The following is a 21,503-nucleotide window of genomic DNA, read 5'->3' as shown; positions in this document are numbered from 1 at the left end:
TAGGAAAGAAAAGAAGGGAAAGAAACACGCACGAGCCCGAATGCTTACACACTTCAATGGAACGATACCGGTATCCCAACGTAACTATAGCTACAATTAACAACATGGATACAGGAAGGAGAACAAATATAGCCTAATGTAACATGAAAGATATAAAATGAAACCGACAGTAACCTCTGTAAAACAATCAGGTGTAAATTCAAAACATAGTCTATAAATAACAGGCTAACTTTGCCTGAAACAAAATATCAGCAAGTATGAACAGAAAAAACTATGGAATGCTGTATAAAATTCTATTATGTACAGCCATGACACTATTCGCTACTCAAAATATAGTAGGAGCAAACAAGAGTAACAAAGAACATGATATTATAGGCACGGGGAATCCTTATCTGCCGCTTTGGGAACATCTTCCCGACGGAGAACCCCGTGTATTTGAGGACCCGGATAATCCCGGCAAATATCGCATATATATTATTGGTTCACACGATGTTCGTTTCAATAGCTACTGTGGGGCAGATATTCGCATGTGGTCGGCTCCTGTAGAAGATTTAACCAATTGGCGAGATGAGGGAGCCATCTTTACGTACCACGTTCAAAACCAGTGGGACGTCATGTATGCTCCCGATCTGGTTGAAATAAAGAGAAAAGACGGAACTAAGGAATATTATCTATTTCCACATAGTCGTGGTCGTAACCGTGAGGCTATGGTTTGCAAAGGTAGCCGTCCGGACGGGCCTTTTACTCCTATCAATCTGAACGAAGATGGTACACGAACACTTCCTGGTAGCTTTCTTGGATTCGATCCATCCGTCTTTGTTGAAAACATCACAGATCCCAATGATCCTGATTATGAAATAGGATTTCGTGCTTACGGATTCTGGGGATTCCAAAGATCGTCAGCAGCCCAACTAGATCAGAATACGATGTATTCCGTCAGACCGGGAACTGAAATTATCCCTTATTTTATTCCGGCAAGTACCAATTCCGGTATTATAAGAGATCCTGCCGGAACAACCTATCCTGCATTGTATAAAGAGCAGAATCCCAAAGATTTCAATTTCTTCGAAGCATCGTCTATTCGCCAGATCGGTAATAAATATGTGATGATCTTTTCCGGATACTCCGGACCGGAGTATGGTTTGGGAAATTCCAATTCAACCCTCCGTTATGCTTTTGGTGATTCTCCGTTAGGTCCATGGCGCAGCGGTGGGGTACTTGTAGACTCCCGCGGAGTAGTTCCCAATCAGGATGGCAGTAAATTACAGGCGACCAATGGAGCGCACAATACACATGGCAGTCTACAAGAGATTAACGGCCAGTGGTATGTATTCTATCACCGGCCTCCACGCGGATTTGGTTTTGCACGCCAGGCAATGGTTGCTCCCGTCACCATCAAATGGGATGAGAAATCTGTTGCGGAAGGTGGAAAGGTAGTTATTCGCGGATATGATCCTTATGCAGAAGAAGGGATATGGGAAGCTAAAGCAACAAATGGCAATGAATATACAGGTGCGGAAGTCACTTCAGAAGGTTTTCAGATCTTTGGACTGGATCCATACAAATATTATTCTGCCGGATATGCCTGCTATTTATCCAATATCGGTAGCCAACAGGACTCCTGGGATATTTGGGATAATAATATGCCTGTAGATGTACGAGGCAGCGATATCATTGGCTATAAATATTTTGGTTTTGGCGGTTTGAAGAAAGCTCAAAAAGGATTAAAACCTTTTGAAGGAACCAAAAAGGGGAATAAGACATCATTCAATCTCTTTCTGACTCCTGTAACCGATGCTTCTTTCAAAATAAACATTTGGTTGGACGGGCCTTGGGATAATAGTGTTTGGAAAGGGAAAAAGATTGGCGAAATCACTGTTCCTGCCGGTTCTATTCAGGAAATAACGAAATATACGATTGACGTATCTGAAGTTGTAGACAAGTTGGACAAAAAACACGCAATCTTCCTGGTTGCTGAAAGTAATTCTAAAGAGAAATTATGTGTACTTCAGGGGTTAGGATTCAGTAAAAAGGGCAAAAGTCTGGAATATCCGACGGTTCCTACAGTAGAGATTATGGTTGACGGCCAGAAAGTGGATTTACCAACTACACCGGTAAGATCAACCAATGCAAATGGTATTACCGGATTTAATCAGTATGAGACAACGTACACCATTCCTGTCAAGACTAAAGATACGCCTAAAGTCTCTGCTACCTCAAATGATCCAAGTGTCAGAATAGACATCATTCAACCCACTTCAAGCAACAAGAAAGCAGTAGTAAACTTTGAATATAAAGGGACAGTCAAGACTTACACCATTCTATTGGCTGAATAGAATCAACACACAATAAAGCAATGAAAACCGGAACTTGAAGAATGATTTTCCACATTGCTTTTATAACATATTATTATACTTCAAACTCATGCCAGAATCGCAGAGAGTTTGAAGTATAATTAAAACTTTTAGTCTTTCATCAAGTATTATACCCCTATGAGACTGTATTAATCCGGATATATACGACTCACAAAAGGCAAACAAATGTAAAGAGCCGAATGCCAGTATTCCCAAGTATGTCCGCCATCACGTACACGAAATTGGCAAGGAATATTCGTCCCGCGCATCGCACGATAGAATTCAATATTTCGATCAAGCAGAAAATCATCGTCACCACAATCAACAAACCAGGCAACACTGCGCAGTTCTGCTTTTCGCCCTTCATCAGATCCCGTGATATATTTCACGCAACTCTTCTCTATCACCGACCGAGTCAATACTGCCAACTTTCCGTTCGGGTCATCAAAACGAGCTGCTCCTTCTTGCGGAATATCCATTAATGCACTCATTGCATAAACCGCACAAAACATATCGGAATGACGCTGACCATAACTGGCAGCTCCGCCACCTCCCATCGAGAGCCCTGCAATAGCCCGATGGCATTTATCGCCAATAATACGGTAACGTTTCTCTATGGATGGCAAGAACTCCGTAAAGAAGAAAGTCTCGTACTTCCATCCCGGCATATCAAAATAACCGTTTTGGAATACATTCGGATCTCCACCTCCAGCATCAGGGGTAACAATAATCATTTCGCGAGCTTCTACACTCGCTGTCAGACAATCCATTACATCTTTTACATGTCCACGATTCGCCCACACATCATTCTTTTCCCACATACCATGCAAGAGATAGAGAACCGGATACCTTTTTTCTTTATTCTGTTCAAAACTCTTAGGCAGATATACAGTATACGCACGTTTAGCCTTTAAGACTTCACTGTAGATTGTATCAGTGATTACCTTACTTTGATAGCCTGCCTGTCCATACAGGGAGAGGATATAAATAGACATGGCAACCCATATTCCTATTCTTTTCATTTTCATCGTTTTTCTATTTCTCTTGTATTTAATGTATTCACTCGTTATAGTATTAAAAATTGCCGGTCCCTTTCAGAGCCGGCAATTTTCTTTTACCTAGTTTAGTTCTTCTTATAATTAAATGAGTCCACATCTATATAACCTCCAAGTACTTTGGTAGCATAATTAAAGATGGCAAATCTAGTCCCCATAAAAAGCCTTTGGTAATCAAAGCGCATCTTGAAGTCAGTACCTATCTTTACCCAGTTCTTATTGTCCAAACTATAATAACAAGTTGCTATATCACGGTTCAGACGAAAGTCCCCGTCAATCCGCAGGTAAATGAGAGGTTGATTGATTTCCACCCGTTCCTTCTCTTCGTTTTTTACACCAAGAACAGCTTTGTTTGAGCTATCCAAACTAACGGAGATTTCAGACATGGTCAAACATTTCTGTCCATTCTCCATGGTAATCGACAGGAGAGCCGCATCTCCATTGAAAGCACTGAAACCAGCCACGTCTCCCTCCTTCATATTACTAATATCCAATGTTACTACCCCACTACATTGAGGTCCCTCCATTCGTTGAGTAATAGTATTCGGAGCTAAATAAAGATTATCAACCACCCTATTTGTTCTAAGCCTCAAGAAACCCGGGCGCTCTGTCAATGCCCATGCCTCGTTTACCGGATTGTGATTCCATTGCCAGTTAAGTTTCAAGGTCGAGTCACTGAAATCATCACTCACAACAAGCGATTTCTCCGGATAGCCCTGCACAGGCTTTTCCATCACCTGGGGAACCTTTCCATTTTCATCTCCTAATATCGGCCATCCATCTATCCAGCGACAAGGCATCAAAGTAGCTACCCGGCCTATTCCTCCACGATCCTGGAAAATCATGCCGTACCAATTACCTTTCTCATCGTCTACGATACAGCCTTGACCTACATAAGGAAAACCTTCGAATTTATCTTCCAGTATCACTTTTTTCTCATAAGGTCCGGTAATCTTATCGGCACGATAACATACTTGTCTACGGTTCCCATCTTTCGGCCACGAAATCATCAATAGATAATACCTGCCATTATGTTTCACCACCCGGCTTCCCTCCAATAGTCCCGTCTCCGTCTCATCCCTTTCAAATATTTTCATATCAACTCCATCCGGTTTTACATCAGAAAGATCACCTTTCAGTTCCTTCAGAGAACCGGTACCGGAAAATACATATACCCGGCCGTCATCATCAAAGAAAAGAGAAGAATCATGAAAATGCTGGGTACGTGTCAGCAACTCCCACTTTCCTGCCGGATCGGTCGCTGTATAGATATACGACCGATATGGGCGATCATTGGGAGAAAAAAGTACATAGTATTTCCCCTGATAGTAACGAAGGGATGTAGCCCATTGACCACGTCCGTAAACGGTTCCATTGATAAGATCATAGTTGGACGTGTCCGTCAGTTTATCAAACACATAACTGATGATTTCCCAGTTCACGAGGTCTTTCGACCTCATGACTGGGGCACCCGGCATCAAGTGCATAGTAGTACTCATCATATAATAGTTGTCACCGACCCTGATTACGTCCATATCCGGAACATCAGCATTAATCACCGGATTAGTAAAAGTCGTAGAGACAGAAGTCATCTTACAACTTCCACACAAGGCAATAATTAGCAACAACGTAAATATTCTATTCATCTCAATTAGTTTATATAAACAGGATATACTACCTGCAAAATGTGAATAATCAAATAAATGAGAACTTCTTAAATCCTCTCAACAACTATGTTATCAAGATACAGATCGCCTGCGCCTGATGAATTGGCTTTCAATTCAAAAGTGTTCTTACCCTTTTTCAGAGATGCCGACATCGAAACCGTATACCAGGTAGTATTGTCATTATCAGTCTTCGCAAACTCCGGAGTACCTATCTTGGTACCATTCACATACATATCCACAGTGTTGACTGTAGCTGATGGAGCACGGTAACGGATACGGAACTTGTACATCCCCTCTTCCACTGCAGTAATTTCATCACGCACCGCAGCTTCAGCACCAGCACCAAAGTTTATGTACCCTTGTGCTGTATAGTTACGTATTGCCTCACCATCACCTGCCGTAATTCTCTTAGCAACATTTTTAAAGTCAAAACATTCAGCTTCATACTGATGAGCTCCCTGATAGATCTGTGGAGAAGCAGGAGCCGAAACGGATGCCGTAGTATATTGAGTCTCACGTTCCACTGCATTTCCTGAACAGTTTACACTCAAATCCAATGGTCCGTTATGACTCACAGTCAACGTATATACACCGTCTTTCCACTCTTTGGTAATCTGTGCTGTACCATTCGCCCTGGGAGATATGTCACATGAAGGAGTAGACTTGCATCCGTATATTTTGATAACCTCCGTCTTGTTCGAACCGCCGTTATCATGATTATTCATGTAAAAAGTTACTTTATCAGCGTATTCTTTCACAACAGCTACAGTATATTTGGAAAAAGCAAGTTCCATCTTGTCACAAGTATTATACTTGAATGGAATGGTAGCATTACGTGTACCGGCAAGATGATTGTAAATTACCCAGCCATTCTCTATACGCCCGGCATAGAGCTCTCCAGTATACTCTTCTGGGAATATACGGTTGAATTTTCCGATTTTAAGCTGTACATCACTGCCCCATGCTCCGTTAAAACTGGATTGATTGATTTTATACGTGAAAGAATTAGCTAACTCATCGCACAGTTCAAATACTACAGGGATAGTCGGATAACGGCCTGTCTTTTTGAAATAGCATTTATTGTCCCACAAATTGCCGTCGTCATCACGTAAATAAAGTCCTTCATATAAATTCTTAGGAGCGCAATATTGGGCATTGTCATCACCGGAATATACATCCTGAAGAATCACGAGTTTGGTGCGGTCAATGACCTCCTTACGGGAAGGTATACGAATCGTTCCATCAATAATCTTACGGAACATGTCTATATTAATATTGACAAACTGCGGGAAACACTCCCAGTTACGGCTTTGATAACCATTGCCTACACTGACAACACCGGTTTCCTTAAAGCACTGTTGCCATATCAATTCGGGACCGTCGATAATAGTTTGTCCGGTCAACATCACATGCTCAATAATGGGAAGCGCACCAGCAGCCGGTGGGAAATCTTTATCACCATTCTGCCCTACCTCTTCTGTCCAGCCACACTGGTCGAAACGAATACCGTATTGACCGGCGAAACCGGACAACCATGTACCCAGACACATACTCTCCACATTGAAGAAACCAGTCTGTGTCGTATATTTCTCACACATGATAAAGTTTTCAGGACACAACTTGGCAACCTGTGCAAAATCAGGATTACGTTTCACTAGCGCAATAGGATCGATATTAGCTGACCAGGTATTACCACAGAAACTCACTACCAAATAGCCTCCATACTTATGAGTAAGTTTCATAAGTTGAGTCCAGTGAGCCACTCGTTGCAACCATGATACAGAGAACTGGTCGTCATACCCCCAGAACTGTTCGCAATAATTAAAACCGAGGAAGTTGGGATATTCCTTAAAGAACTCATCGTATACACTACCTTCGAATTCATTGTATGAACTAAAATCGGGGAAGTGACAGAAACCACCACTTGACGGCTGTACCATAGCCCAGACATTGTTCTCGGCACAAGTCCGTAACCACGATTTTGCAATCTCATAACCATACTCGCTTACATTATAACGCCCCGTAGTTTCATCGTGACTTACTGATAATGAAACATTAAAAATAACATACGGACGAATATCAGCCGGGATAAGATCAATGATCTTCTGTGGGTCAGCATAGTTCCATGAGTCGATATGAACAAACCAAGCTGGTTGTTCAGGAGAAATAGGACGACGTATGCTTCCTATCAGTGGAGGAATATCGGGTTTATCCTCATTAAGAGGAAGTACGATATCGGATGTCTCATCATTAAAGATGAAGTGAACAGACTCTGCATCACTCGCATCCAGCTGTTTAAACTGGCTGACAAGTTTCCCATTTTCAACTTTGTGTCCGAGGGCAAGAGACTTACCCCCATACGTTACAGTCCAATAACGATCTCCATTAACACCCACTACCGGCGTAACAGTGCTACCCTCATTGATAACTTTCACTTTTTCATTGTTATCAAATGTCAGCCACTCATTATCAACCGTCCAGTAATAGTCACCATTATTCATTTTGGCACCTATCTTTGGAGAATACACTACGGCATCTCCTCCACCTAATGCTTCTATTTGAGCATACATGCTGAAACTTGTACCGTCGGACAATTCGACGGTATAGCTTGCACCGTTATTCACCGGATTGTATGACTTTACATCCAGCTCCAGTTGTTTAGCCTCTATAAGCCTGCGCAATGCCTTTACATTGGTATTGATACTCTCTATTGATGTATTAGGCAGCGCAGAAGAGCCATCTATCTCAATGACATTTTCGTCCTTACATGCACTAAGAAAACAGGTGCAACACATCATCCCTATAAGGAGCAGGCACGATAACCTGCTTTTTATATTAAATAATCTCATCATATTTTTAATATTCGTTATATAAATCTGATTTCAAAATACCAGGAGTTATTTCAATCCTTCCACTATTCCTTCATACATACCATTACGATTGTATCCCGACGTCCAGGGACAAATCTGATATCCTGTATTTGTCTCGGTCATACTCGAAATGGAGATGCCATATTGCTTGTCCTGCGGAATAAGTTTCCGGTATTCCTGCATAATGAAAGCAACATAAGAAGCTGCAACAGACCTGTCTTCCGTAGACATCTTGTTAGTCGCAATGTAATTGCCATCACTATCCTCTACCATCATACTAAGGTTGGAAACACGTACCAATTTACCGGTCTTACCAAGTTTCTCAAACAGTTTGGAAATAATCTCCTCATTCCCTTTCTGGAAATTGGCATCTTTAGAATAAATCGCATTGAGAAGAATGTTGTACCCATCAATCTTAGTAACGTTGTCCTCTTCCCAAGTTTGAACCAGCGAAATGAGTTCATCAGCCATATTAGCCATTTCGTCGTATTGATTGATAGTCTGGCTGACGAAAAGATCAAGTTCTACTCCCACATTTTTCACCGTGTCACGTGCAATCTTTACAGCAGTGCGGGCATAGTCCGCCTCCCCCAGATACTCACTCCATTTAAATGTATTCTCATTAAGGGTTTTATCGAGAGGATTGCTGATAATGTTCCAGACTTTCACGCTCTTCACATCATTCACACCTGCATATACCATACCTCCAATCCATTTTTCCATTTCTTTGGTAAAGATCTCTGCTTTTTCTTCAGGAGTTTTTTCTATATGCTGCGGCTGGGCTTCCCATGTAAAACTTAAGTTATCGATATATGCATCCCAGTCCCCCGAAGCGGAACCGAGTGAGAATTCGTTTATTTCAGTGAGGTCCTTCATTGAGTTAGGTATCTCAATCGTTCCTACCGGAACTTTTTCACCCAAAGCAGTGTAAGTACCTTCCTTTACAAATTTCACATATATACCTCCACGCTTCCATACATTTTGCCCACCAGAGAACCCATAATCTGCAGCGCTCCGACCAAATTCAAACGTTGTACCGTTAATTACAATTCGCATACCAGCACCATACTGACCTGCATTGAGACGCATATCCATTGCTACGCCAGTATAATTCCCCAGTGTCATGCCTTCTTTTAACTTGACATGAAATTTAGGGAACGATTGATTAGCATGCACGATTTGAAGTACTTTACCACTCTCTCCATCCGGATCGGTCACTACTTCATTCTTTCCACCATTAGTCATAGGATAAGCAGTACCCAAATTGTCATCTTCAAAATTAATAACCGTATTGCCTTTCCCTGATACTTCGTAGTCCATAGAAAGATTATCAAGGAAATACTGGGCAGCACCAGACTGCGAACCCACAGAAAGATCGAATTCGGTAAGACTTTTCAAACTTTCAGGCATCACAAACCCTGGGGCAGCAGCATCATTGAGTTTAATCGTAATACCACGTTTCCAAGTGTTGTTGGCTACGCCAAGAGCATCCGCATTTGTCCCCAAATCGAACTTAGTCCCGTTGATAAGCACTTTCATACCATTTCCCCAAATACCATCAGTACCCACATGCCGTAAATCGATGTTCAGCCTGACATAGTCGCCAAGTATTCTGCCACTGGGTAACACCACATGTAGCTTGGCATATGAATCATTAGCCTTCACGTCATTCGTACCCACATGAAGCACATGACCACTTTCACCAGCAGGATCCTCTTCCACTGTAGCCGAGCTATTGCCAGTCATTGGATAAGTTTTGCCGATTGCATCACTATCGAAATTGAATAATTTAGTCGTTCCTTTTTCGGTTTCCACCGGTATATCAATAGGCTCGATAAGCTTATTATAGTATGCGGCCCGTTGTCCCTGATCTGAACAAAGGACACCACCATAAAGTTCTACTCCAGCTTCTGCGGCAACATCTGCAGCTGTCTGCATTCCGCCAAAATCGTAAGTACCATCCACCTTCAACGCACTGATCGGATCATAAGAACCGTTCAAGTCTACTGCGTCAAAGTTAGCGAGCAATGTACTGAATGCAACATCTTTCTTTACGAATTCACTTACCGGCATGCCCGCAGCCAGTTGAAAAGGACTACCGTCGCGATTGATGTATGACTTCAGTAAGTCAAACTGATTTAAATATTCGCTGACAGCCACATCTTCGGGTTTCTCCATCCGGAGACGGTAGTCATATTCATCTGCGCATGACACTGCCGATACAGCTACCAATATTAAAGCGGTTATTTTGTTATTGATGTATTTCATGTTCTCTTAGTTTTAATGTTTATATCAGATTAGAACATCATTTCTTTACGACTTCAAGCAACTTACCACCTTGAACATTGCGAGTACGTAATACTAGAGTATCCTTGGTTGCAAGCTGGATATTATTGTTCGTCAGGTTAACTGTATAATCGAGGTAAAGAGCATTTCGGTCTTTACCACCAAGACTATTTTTTTCACCTTTGCTGACAAATTTTCCACGACCACTCACCACAACATCCTGTGCATCCGAACTAAGAGTACATGTGCCATCTTCAGCAAATGTCAGCCGGACAGTATAGCTGATATCCTTACCTCCCTCATCCTTTGTTTTCAATGTCAGAAGATTATCTTTCATGCTCTTGGTAGAAATATTCACAGCCTCATCCTTTTCCACAAATTGTTCATGGCGGACGATTTCTTTAGATACACCTCCCATGGTGACATGGTCAACACCACGACGCAAGTATTCTCCATGCCAAGGATTAACATATTTCACAGCATAAAGAACGAAATTTTGTGGTTGTACACTCCAGTCTTCACTATTGGTCAATACAGGATTCTCAATAGCAGGTTTTCCCTGCAAAATAGAATCTGCGCCCTGAACCCCTGTCATTAACATAGGAATTACATAATTCTCACCAATCGACTTTTCGTCAGCAAAGAAAGCATCTGTAAGCTGTACTTCCACCCCTCCCATAATTTGTCCTTTGGGAATTGCGATCTGGTTGGAAGCCAACGTATAATAAGATGACGGCATGGGAACAAGAGGCTGATTTGTGTCCTTAAAGTATAAATTGTTGCACAGCGACTCATCGACCTTATAATCTATCACTACATTCTTTCTGTTGGTATACCCTCCGCCCCAAGCAGCTTTAATTACCATTTTATGCTGGTTATCAAGAGTATTATCCACAAACTCACTCTCGCCAAGTTCTATGGTGCGAAGTCCGTATTGGTTGGCAAAATATACTGTCTGATAATCGAAATCCGGAAACTCGTTGTCACCGCTTTCACAAGATGCAAAAGCAAAAATCAATGAAGCCAGTCCGATATATGCTAAATTCTTTTTCATAACGTATCTCCAATTAAATATACATTCAATAATTATTTCCATCCTTTGTTTTGAACAAGATTGTCGAATTTAAGGATTTCAGAGTTTGGAATCGGGCAATAGTACATATAGTCATCATAATCTCGTTTCTCGACAACAAACTTATCGAAAGAGTTACCGTCTTTCCCCCAGTCTATACCATATACCGGTTCATTGAGATTCTCCTTCCAACGACGTAAATCCCAGAAACGGAATCCCTCAAAACAAAGTTCCAATCGGCGTTCGTTGCGGATGAGTTTACGCATCTCATCCTTACTATTTGCACACTTTTCCAAATATGGGTCCGATCCACCACCCACACCGGCACGTTTACGGATAGCCTTGATTACATCATAAGCAGAATAACCGTTTCCGTTATCCCCTTTAGGTCCCCAAGCCTCGTTGGCAGCTTCGGCATAAGTCAGATACATCTCGGTGTAACGGATGCGTGGATTATAGTGTGGCTGGGTAGTAGTAGACCCTATAGCACAGTTGACATCCATACGCAAACGTTTCCTCATATAATAGCCGGTACGGGTCGATCTTTGTTCTTTCACGTCTATACCATCATCTGTACCTGAATTACGTCCCGTATAGATTAGCGTGTTAGATACCCCTGCCGTACTTCCGTTATAGATAATATATTTAGCCAGACGGGGGTCACGGCCTGTATAAGGGATCTTTTCATTATATTGACTGTTAGAAATATCTGTGATAGGATAACCATTAGCCATTGGGAATGCATCAACCAGATTTTGTGATGGATTCATATTACCATTTCCATTCAAGGAAGGAGGAAAATTGCTTGATTCCTGCGTATTTTCACTACCTACATTTTGACGCCAAACTATTTCTTTTGGATTGACTCCCCCCTTTATATTATCTGCGATTGCAGCCGAATAATATTCTACACCATCTTCAGCTATTCCATCTATTCCTCCATTGTAATTAATTACAGCAGCAGCGGCATTTGCGGCATCAGCCCATGTAACAGCATTAGCTCCATCTTGAAAAGCTGGACTAGCAGCTAATAAAGCAGTACGGGCGCGGTAGGCACGGGCAATCAAACCATTGAACAATTGGCTGAATTTTGCTCCCACTATATTGTTGTATTTACCAACATCTTGAGTGATACTTTGAAAATCAGCCGGCACTTGGCTCACATCCAGATATTCCAAAGGAAGTAATTCTTCTGCTTTTGCCAAATCACTGTAAATCTGTTCCACACATGCTTGAAATGATGCACGGGGTAAATTTAATTCAGAACTAACGGTAAGATATTCTGTGATACGGGGTACTCCCAACAATTCACCATTTTCACCATATCCTGCATGGGCACGAAGCAGATAATAGTAGAACATACCCCGCAGTCCATAAGCCTCGCCTTTGGTACGCCGAGCCAATAATTGAGCTTTTTCCGGGTCTTCCGCCCACTTCACTTGATCCACATTCTCTAAAAAGAGATTGAGATACTGAATGGCACCAAACGATCTGCTCCACTCATCAATCGATGTCCATAAACGGGAAGTCCATCCTCCTGTGGCCATTGTGAGGAACGCGTCATTCTTTTGATTGATTACAGCATCGTCTGTAGCATATTCACTATTATTATAATAACCCGGAATATTGCCGTATGCTCTCAACAAAAAACCTTGAGCATACGCTGCATCATCGTGCATTTGCTCCACGTCTTTGAAGTTCTCCTTGGCCGGTTCAAAAAGGTCATCACAACTATTCAGCATAAAAGCTGCAGCTACGATTAATAATATTTTCTTTTTCATAAATGTATTCTCTTTAAAAGTTAAATTTAGAATGCAGCCTTAAAGCCCAGATAAAGGTTACGATACTGAGGAGATCCTAAACTCATATCCATATATTCACGTTCTTTAGAGAGGGTCAGCAAATTGCTTCCACCACAATATACGCTAAGTCCATGTATGAAAGTTCCTTTAAATGTATGTTCCGGAAAATCATAAGTGAGTTGCACATTGCTCAAACGGAATACATTATTTTTGTACGTCCAAAAAGTAGAATTACGGTAATTATTGTCACCGTTACTGGTGGAAAGGCGGGGATAGGTTGCTGTTTCTTTGGTTGCTTCCGTCCAACGTCCCAAGATTACTTCAGAGAATTTACTTGTTCCTCTATTCCAATAATAAGAATTATTCTTGAAAGCCATTGCACCCGTCTGTCCGGATCCCATCGCAAAAAGCGTGAAGTTTTTGTACTTCAATGTCAGGTTCAAACCGAAAGTGAAAGGAGCAGCCGACCATCCGCCTTTGCCCAAGTCTATCTGGTCATCGCTATTAATCACACCATCACCGTTGATATCCTTGTATTTTAAATCACCCGGACGAACTGTTCCGAATGTCTGTTTAGCATGTTTTTCGATATCCGCCTCATCTTGGAAGAAACCTTCGCATACATAACCATAATTAGCATCTAACGCATGACCGACACGTAACAAATAATCTTCATTAGCAACTTCATCACGAGTCAACGCTTCTGAAGTAAACACCATCCCATTGAAACCGAGAGTCACGTCAAACTCACCTATTTTCTTATTGGCACTAAGTGAGAAATCAAATCCGGTACGTTTATCTTCATTATAATTCGTCCAAGGTAAGAATGAATGATTAGTACCCAGATTAAAGAATGACGGATATAAAGTAGTGGAACCTTGTGTGAGCAATCCACTCGTTTTTTGAGTGAAGTAATTGGCATTGATTTTCAACAACTGATTGAACAATGACGCATCAATACCTGCACGAAACTCTTTACGGGTTATAAAACTTAGGTCAGGATTGCTTCCCCGTCTTGAAACGGAAGTCGGACCACCAGCAGCCCCATCACGCCATTGGAACCAACCGTCATTAGGAGAGTAAAAGAAATATCCTTGATACATGTAGTAACTGGCAATGTCAAGATCCTGATGCAGATTGGCATAAGAGGCAGTTACCTTCAAATCATCTACAAAGTCTACATTCTTCATAAATTTCTCTTTGCTAAGTCTCCAACCCAAAGTAACCGATGGCGAGAAAGCACTACGATTACCTTCCGGTAGTTTGGCCGAATGTACCAAAGCACCACTAAAATCAACATAATATTTATGATCATAGTTGTAGGAAGCACGCAGACCGAGGTTCACATTACTCGTACGGTGATAATTACTACCTTTTACATCAGTGCCGATAGCATTATTATTTTCGTCAGCTGAATTTTGTGTCTGATACCCCCAACCCAATAATGTGGCAGCCACATTATGAAATTTACTGAAAGTACGGGCATAATCAAACTGGGCACTGAAGGTCATGGTCTGGTCATAGGTTGATTTTCCCACATATTCATTGATAGGTGTCTTATCATCATTGAATTTGGAAAGTCCGATAATTACATCCTTACCATTTACATTAGACCAGGTGGGCTGATAGATGGCATATTCTTGCGCATAAGCCTCCGAATAATAGGACGTGTAGTCAACACTGTAAGCTGTTTTGAAAGATAAACCCTTCAATAAACCTCCGAGATCTGCAGTCACAGCTACGTCAAACATAAACTTGCGAGCTTTCTCCTTTGTATATCCGGCTGCAAGCAGTTCAGAGAATGGATTAGTCGTGTCTGCCGATGTACCGCCCAACAAATATTTGCCGTCAATCAAATGATTGCTATTGGTGATATATTCCTGTATATATCCCACATTGGTATCCATCATATCAATGGGTAACAATGGCGCAAACCAGTTGGGACGTAACGTAGAAGCCGCTCCCCAAAAGTTTCCGCGTCCCTGATAGCTGTTATCAAAAATCATGGCAGCATTGGTGCTGGCCTTGAGCCATGAAGTTAATGCCATGTCTACATTACCACGCACGTTGAAACTCATGTCGTAAGCTTTCTTTGCTTCCCCATATTTTAATAAGCTATTGGCATAATTCATGCCGAAATTCAGGTAATAACGAGTCCTTTCATTACCTCCATAAACTTCGCCTGTAACATCTGAATTAGTATAGAACTTCCGCAGATAATCTGAACTATAAAAGTCTATATCAGGATAACGATAAGGATTGTTCCCCATGGCAGTATTATAGATGGTACTGGCGTCATATCTTTCCGCTATACCGTCATTACGACAAGCCTCATTATACATAAACATATAGCTACTCGCATCCAAATAATTAGGATATGATTTCGGAATATTTACACCCACATTGGCGCGCACATCAATGTGCATGGGAGATTCCTCTCCTCGCTTAGTAGTGATAAGAACTACACCTTTTGCAGCACGACTTCCATAGAGCACAACAGCTGCCGCATCTTTCAGTACCGTTACGCTTTCTACTTCTGAAGCACGTACATTGTTTGCACTGCGCGGCACACCGTCTACCAATATTAATGGCGCTTGTCCCCAAAGATTTCCATTATAGCCTCCTACAAAGCTCTCCAGCCCCATAAGGCTATAATTGTTCGCTGTTTTCTTGGTCAGCTCTGACGTGTTGACAGTAGAGATGGCATGAGTCAAATCTTCTTGTGCAACTTTGCCGAAAGCTACATTCACCAGGCTGTCATTTTGCTCCTGTGCTTGCACACCTATTGTGTTTAGCAGTGACACAGCAAAAACAGTACAGCCAATATATATCAACTTTCTATTCATATTTACGTTATGATTAAATTAATACGTTATGATTACCATCCCGGATTTTGGCCAAAGCCTTCATACAGGTAAACATCTCCCTTAGGCAACGGCAGCCAGTAGTGGCGGTCAGTGTATTTTCTCTCTAGCAGCACTTCTTCGCGCAAGTTCAAGATCTCGTTTTCCTGCGGTTTTTCTTTATTATAGTTATCGGTAAATGCACGGTCAAATTCAATCTTTGTTTTCAGAGTATAAGGACTTTTGTCGAGAAGCATCCAGCGGCGGAGATCCATGAATCGGAAACCTTCAAAAGCGAGTTCAACAGCACGTTCGCGACGGACTTCGCTAAGGAAATCGGTTGTGTTTCCTGTAAACTTATCAAGTACATAAGACATACCGGCACGCTCACGAATCTTATTAATAGCATTTTCAGCTGTCATGTAAAAGGTGGAAGCCTTACCCTGTGGTGAACCATATCCCACAGCCGCTGCCTCTGAATACATTAAGTACACATCTGCCAGGCGCATCAAACTTAGCACCATGAAAAATTGTCCTCTACAATTAGCATTATTCACTATTTTCAGACAGTGTTTACTATTCATGTAACCTGTGAAACAGCCTTTCTGCGGGTCTTTTTCTTCACTGTCCGCACCATTGGTATATAACTGGCAGTATTCACCATTACCTGCCTCACCACACCACTCACCATCAAATATGATATCTTTATAGAAACGCGGATCGCGGTTCTTCCATGGATATTTGGGATCGTATCCGGATTCAGCATCAGCTTTCGTCATATCCTTGATAGGATATCCATTAGCCATACCGAAGTAGTTTACATAATTAGCCGTAGGATAACATTTAATACCATTGGGGATAAAATTGCGTGAACGGAAATCCGTATTCATATTATAAGCCCAACGCCCATTATACTCCACCAGGTTCTCACGGAAAATAGCTTCTTTCAATCCATTCAATTTTCCACCGGAATTATACACAACAAACAAATCGTTGTAATTTTCCATGCTCGCCAATTCATAGCGTTTAGTTTCTTCAGTCAATTGTAAGGCTTCTCCAAGAGCTTCGGCTGCACGTTTGCAACGCTCCACATCGTATTCTCTCGCCCCACCGGATGCCCAGTTCATTAATGGACTTCCAGCCCAAAGCAATGTCTTGCCCTTATAGGCAATAGCCATGATTTTATTGATACGAGTGTCGTTCAACCCACGGGTAGCGGCACCGGCAGTTGTCTGATCCCAATCAACAGGCAACAAAGGAATGGCATGATCGAAATCGGCCACACATTTCTCTGCACATTCCTGCCATGTAAGTCTTGAAAGTGTCGGAGTAACATCTGACGGCAACACTTCATCAATATAAGGCATTCCACCCCACCATTCCATCAACATAAAGTGAAACCATGCACGGAAAAAATAAAGTTGTCCTTCGATGAGTTCCCGCTCTTCTTGAGTAGCATTGACCAGGTTATCAAGATTGGCAATGCCAATATTTGACTTACGGATACCATACCAGCACAGTTTCCATAAATTTCCTTTTTGCCCTCTTTCTTGTGAATTTGCATTCCCGCCTCTTGTAGTAGGATAGGAATAATAATTGTTGGTCCATCCCCAGAAATCACCATAATCGATATTACGGGCAAAAAGACGAAGTTCCTGCGGCTCCCAATATTCATCTTCTCCGTAGTTGAAACTAGTGTGATACTCGTTGTTTGACACTACAGGGATACAGTTGTACAGTTCCTCGGTAAATCCTTGGAAGTTTTTGAAATTCTTATACGGGTCGGTTTCCTTGATGTCACTATTCGGTGATTTATCCAGATAGTCAGTACAAGAAGCAAAACCTAATATGCCAGTCAAAGTGATGACCGACATAAGAAATATTTTATTGATATACTTATTCATAGTCTTTACTTTGTTTTTATAAAGTAATGTCAATACCCAGGTTAAAGCGACGCATGGTTGGATAAGCACCGTCCGAGGAACTATATCCGGTGTTCGACTCACGGTCATCCGGCATATCGGTCCACATATAAAGGTTGTCACCATTCAAGTATATGCGACAGGACTTCATGCCCAGTTTCTTCAACCAGTTGGTTTTCTGAAAAGTATAAGACAGCTCGACGTTTTTCAGGCGCAAATAAGAGCCGTCATACCAGTAACGTGTGCCTGATGCAGCTGCATCAACCGTTGTTCCCCAACGTGGTGTAGGCAATGTAGCAGTTCCGTTAGGAGTCCAGTAACTTCCTTCAGTATAGGCTACATGGGCGGTATTGCGGAAGGTCGGGAAGTTCACTTCACGTGTCACATTGTTTACTCCATAGAATTGTGCAAAAATGCTGAAGCCTTTCCACTCCACTCCTATAGAAGCATTATAGGTATTTTGAGGCATTGTAGAATATTTGTAGGGTGCCTGGTCGTCAGAGTTAATCACACCGTCACCATTAAAGTCGATGATGTTGTAGTCACCGGGAAGTTTAGCGTCATTACCTGTCGTCCAGCTAGTACTTCCAATCACATCGTCCCATGTAGTGAGGTTACCATGGTCAATATAGGAATATACCTGATTAATAGTATGCCCTGCCCCTTTTTGATAGTTAGGCTTCAAAGGAGCATCATCACGAAATTTCACTTCGTTGACAGCGTGAGTCATACTGGTATTAAGCCAGGCACGAATACCATTGTTGAAGGTATGGTTCAGTCTTAGTTCCAGTTCATAACCATGGCTCTTCACTTTACCTAAATTGGCATAAGGAGCATCAGTACCGAAATAAGAAGCGATGGATCTTTCACTACCTTTAACCAGAATATCAGTACGAGTATCATTGAATATATCCACTGAACCGGCGATTAATCCGCCAAAGAAAGCATAGTCGATACCCAAATTACGCTTTTCTACAGTCTCCCATGATATGTTCGGATTACCAAGTCGTTTGATTGTATAATAGGTATAAGGCGTATTTGCGGGACTGATATTTCCCATGATAGTATTGCCACCATAGTCTAATTGATCTTTATATAAGAAACGACCATCTGTATATCTTTGCCAGGGCTGTACCACAGCATCGTCACCCACTCTACCCCAAGAGGCACGAAGTTTCAACATATCCAGAAATTTCAGTTTGTTTTTAATAAACTTTTCCTCACTAATCATCCAGCCTAATGAGAAGGAAGGGAAGAAATCAAAGCGATAGTCAGGACCGAATTTTTCAGAACCGTTATAAGCGCCGTTGGCTTCGAAGAAATAGCGCATTGCATAGTTGTAAGTTAAACGGAATACCCAGTCTTCCCGATAAATGGGAAATACATGACCCGACGCCTCTTTCAATCGACTAAAAAGTCCGAGTGCCGTAACTTCATGTTGACCGAATGTACGTGCATAGTCCATTTGCATGGAGTAATAGAGTTTACGATAAGTTGCGTCAGTATTGACACCTCCGGCCTGATGTTGCCAAAGAATAGGATTGATAACTGCATCCAGACCAGCATCAGTATCTTCCTGTTCTACTAAAATCTCACCATTATTAGGATTAACCCACATACGTTGTGAATTATGGTACTGGTCATTGATACCTCTCTTATTTTCTACGAATGTGTAGTCCATTGAGAAGTTCGCCTTAAATTTCAGGCCTTTGGTAAGCATTGACAAATCTTGTTCCAAGATGAAGTCCGAAGTCATCTTAGTCGTAGTACGTTTTTCTGTACCGGACGTCGCTAGTTGGTACACAGAGTTAGGAACATCCGCATTACGAGGTTGATACCATCCCCACATGCCATTGGAATAAATCGGGCGCATAGCATCGGGAGCAGACTTGTAAGCAGCTGCCCAATAGGTAGCATCCTGATCTCCATACTCCCAAGGCACAGTGCGTTCCGCATTCGAGCCAAACAGATTGGTAGAAAATTTGGTAGTCTTAGTCAAATTGAAGTCCAAGTTACTACGCACATTGATACGATTGTAACCAAAGCCGGAATTATATCCACGGCGATTATCATACGTTTTAAATAAGTCGCCTTCACTTATAAAGTCAGCAGCAGCAAAATAGCTAACAAACTTTGTTCCTCCGGCCACATTGACACTTGTATTGTATGACATTGCCACATCCTTAAACAGTGCTTTTTCCCAATCCGTATTCGGGTAACGATCCCACTCTTCGGAGTTAGCCGGATGGCGATATTTATCTATAATGGAAGCAGGAGTATAATCACTCCACCCATTAGGATTAAGACAAGCCTCGCGCTCGATGGAATTGTTCAACAGATAAAAAGTATCATAAGCATCATACTTTTCCGGAAGCTTGGAGGCTACCTTAGCCGTCACATTGGCTTTGATTTGAATATTTGCTTTTCCTTCCTTACCGCGTTTGGTAGTGATAAGAATAACGCCGTTAGCTCCTTTTACTCCATATACAGCTGTGGCAGAAGCATCTTTTAATACTGAAATGCTCTCTACTGAAGAGATATCTACCGAACTCATATCACGTTCAATACCATCCACCAACACCAAAGGTTCACTATTGTTCCATGAACTCTGGGTACGGATGATAATCTTGGGATCTTCAGCACCGGGCATACCAGTAGAGCTGGAAGTGATGACACCAGGCAAGGTACCGGTAAGTGCCGAGCCAAGGCTGGTTACACCTCCCGCACGTTCGAGTGTCTTACCGCTAGTCTGCGCAATAGACCCTACTATACTTGCTTTCTTTTGTTGGCCATAACCCACCACGACTACTTCATCCAAATGGATATTATCATCAGCCAACGTTACTTTGATTATTTTCTTTCCTGCAACTTTGACTTCTTGTGGAGTCATACCAATAAATGAAACAACAAGGGTTGCCTTGTCATTAGGAACAGTCAATTTAAAATTTCCATCCAGGTCTGTAATCGTACCTACAGTCTTCGAGCCTTTCAAGGCAACACTTGCACCGATAATCGCTTCTCCATGTGAATCGACTACCGTTCCACTTACTGTCATTCCATTTTGTGCATAAGCCCCTAAACAGCTAAAAAGCAGAAGCAAAACCAGGTAAGAAATCTTTCGGAATTCTTGTTTTACATTTTTCATTACCATTAGTCTAAGATATTAATAATGTGAAAATCTCGTCTTTATTAAATTATTAGGTTAGTAGGGGGAACGTTCTTTCAACTATCATCTAAATTGTTTCTCATAAACTATTCACTTAAGGTTAATACTGATTTTATTCTTTGTCTTCAAATCATCCAATAGAGTCCTCCTTGAAGCACTACAAAGGTAGAGGGATAATATCGAACCAGCCCGTCTTTTTGTTTCATTCATTCCCTGACATGTAACCTGATGTTACATTCATCATATATACACGTTTCATCCCCTTATATACATACTCTCAAATGCCTATAAACCATGGCTGTTTCATTAAGAACAAACTTCTTCTCCATAGTGGGTAAACTTCTTTTCTACAGTATATAAACTTACTTTTCACCAAGTCTAATCTATAATTGCAAGTTGCAATTATAAAAACGCAAGTTCCATTTATATAATTGCAAGCTTCATTTATATAATCAAAACTTGCATT

10 protein-coding genes are annotated in these 21,503 nt (G+C 41.6%); 1 reads left to right on the top strand and 9 read right to left on the bottom strand.

All coding sequences use genetic code 11. From position 1 onward, the window contains the following. The first annotated feature begins 278 nt into the window (after window positions 1–278). Window positions 279–2,336 carry a hypothetical protein gene (locus H8796_RS08540; protein WP_117932487.1) on the top strand — a complete coding sequence of 686 codons (2,058 nt, stop codon included), beginning with the start codon at window positions 279–281 and terminating at the stop codon, window positions 2,334–2,336. 167 nt (window positions 2,337–2,503) lie between these two features. Here the strand turns inward: H8796_RS08540 and H8796_RS08535 are convergent, their stop codons facing one another. The 9 genes from H8796_RS08535 to H8796_RS08495 all read right to left on the bottom strand — a co-directional run bounded on the left by H8796_RS08535 (window position 2,504) and on the right by H8796_RS08495 (window position 21,022). After that, complete coding sequence (locus tag H8796_RS08535) at window positions 2,504–3,376, bottom strand: esterase family protein (RefSeq protein ID WP_117932489.1); 873 nt, start codon at window positions 3,374–3,376, stop codon at window positions 2,504–2,506. A gap of 101 nt (window positions 3,377–3,477) precedes the next feature. Next, a complete protein-coding gene (locus H8796_RS08530) occupies window positions 3,478–5,001 on the bottom strand; it encodes a glycoside hydrolase 43 family protein (protein WP_233530338.1) in 1,524 nt (507 codons plus the stop codon). A gap of 122 nt (window positions 5,002–5,123) precedes the next feature. Beyond that, window positions 5,124–7,928: a glycoside hydrolase family 98 domain-containing protein gene (locus H8796_RS08525; protein ID WP_117932124.1), complete on the bottom strand. Its 2,805-nt coding sequence runs from the start codon at window positions 7,926–7,928 to the stop codon at window positions 5,124–5,126. 45 nt (window positions 7,929–7,973) lie between these two features. Then, window positions 7,974–10,214 carry an endo-1,4-beta-xylanase gene (locus tag H8796_RS08520; protein ID WP_117932126.1) on the bottom strand — a complete coding sequence of 747 codons (2,241 nt, stop codon included), beginning with the start codon at window positions 10,212–10,214 and terminating at the stop codon, window positions 7,974–7,976. A gap of 37 nt (window positions 10,215–10,251) precedes the next feature. Continuing rightward, on the bottom strand, window positions 10,252–11,286 hold the full coding sequence (locus H8796_RS08515) for a DUF5627 domain-containing protein (protein ID WP_117932491.1): 1,035 nt from the start codon (window positions 11,284–11,286) through the stop codon (window positions 10,252–10,254). Between the two features lie 32 nt (window positions 11,287–11,318). After that, window positions 11,319–13,085, bottom strand: a complete 1,767-nt coding sequence (locus tag H8796_RS08510; protein ID WP_117932128.1) for a RagB/SusD family nutrient uptake outer membrane protein — start codon at window positions 13,083–13,085, stop codon at window positions 11,319–11,321. Between the two features lie 26 nt (window positions 13,086–13,111). Then, window positions 13,112–15,952: a SusC/RagA family TonB-linked outer membrane protein gene (locus H8796_RS08505; RefSeq protein WP_117932130.1), complete on the bottom strand. Its 2,841-nt coding sequence runs from the start codon at window positions 15,950–15,952 to the stop codon at window positions 13,112–13,114. Between the two features lie 32 nt (window positions 15,953–15,984). Beyond that, window positions 15,985–17,853: a RagB/SusD family nutrient uptake outer membrane protein gene (locus H8796_RS08500; RefSeq protein WP_117932132.1), complete on the bottom strand. Its 1,869-nt coding sequence runs from the start codon at window positions 17,851–17,853 to the stop codon at window positions 15,985–15,987. Between the two features lie 16 nt (window positions 17,854–17,869). Next, a complete protein-coding gene (locus tag H8796_RS08495) occupies window positions 17,870–21,022 on the bottom strand; it encodes a TonB-dependent receptor (protein WP_117932134.1) in 3,153 nt (1,050 codons plus the stop codon). Window positions 21,023–21,503: the final 481 nt, after the last annotated feature.

The sequence above is a fragment of the Bacteroides sp. M10 genome (assembly GCF_014334015.1).
GTDB lineage: Bacteria > Bacteroidota > Bacteroidia > Bacteroidales > Bacteroidaceae > Bacteroides > Bacteroides intestinigallinarum.
This window is presented reverse-complemented; position numbering and strand designations above follow the sequence as displayed.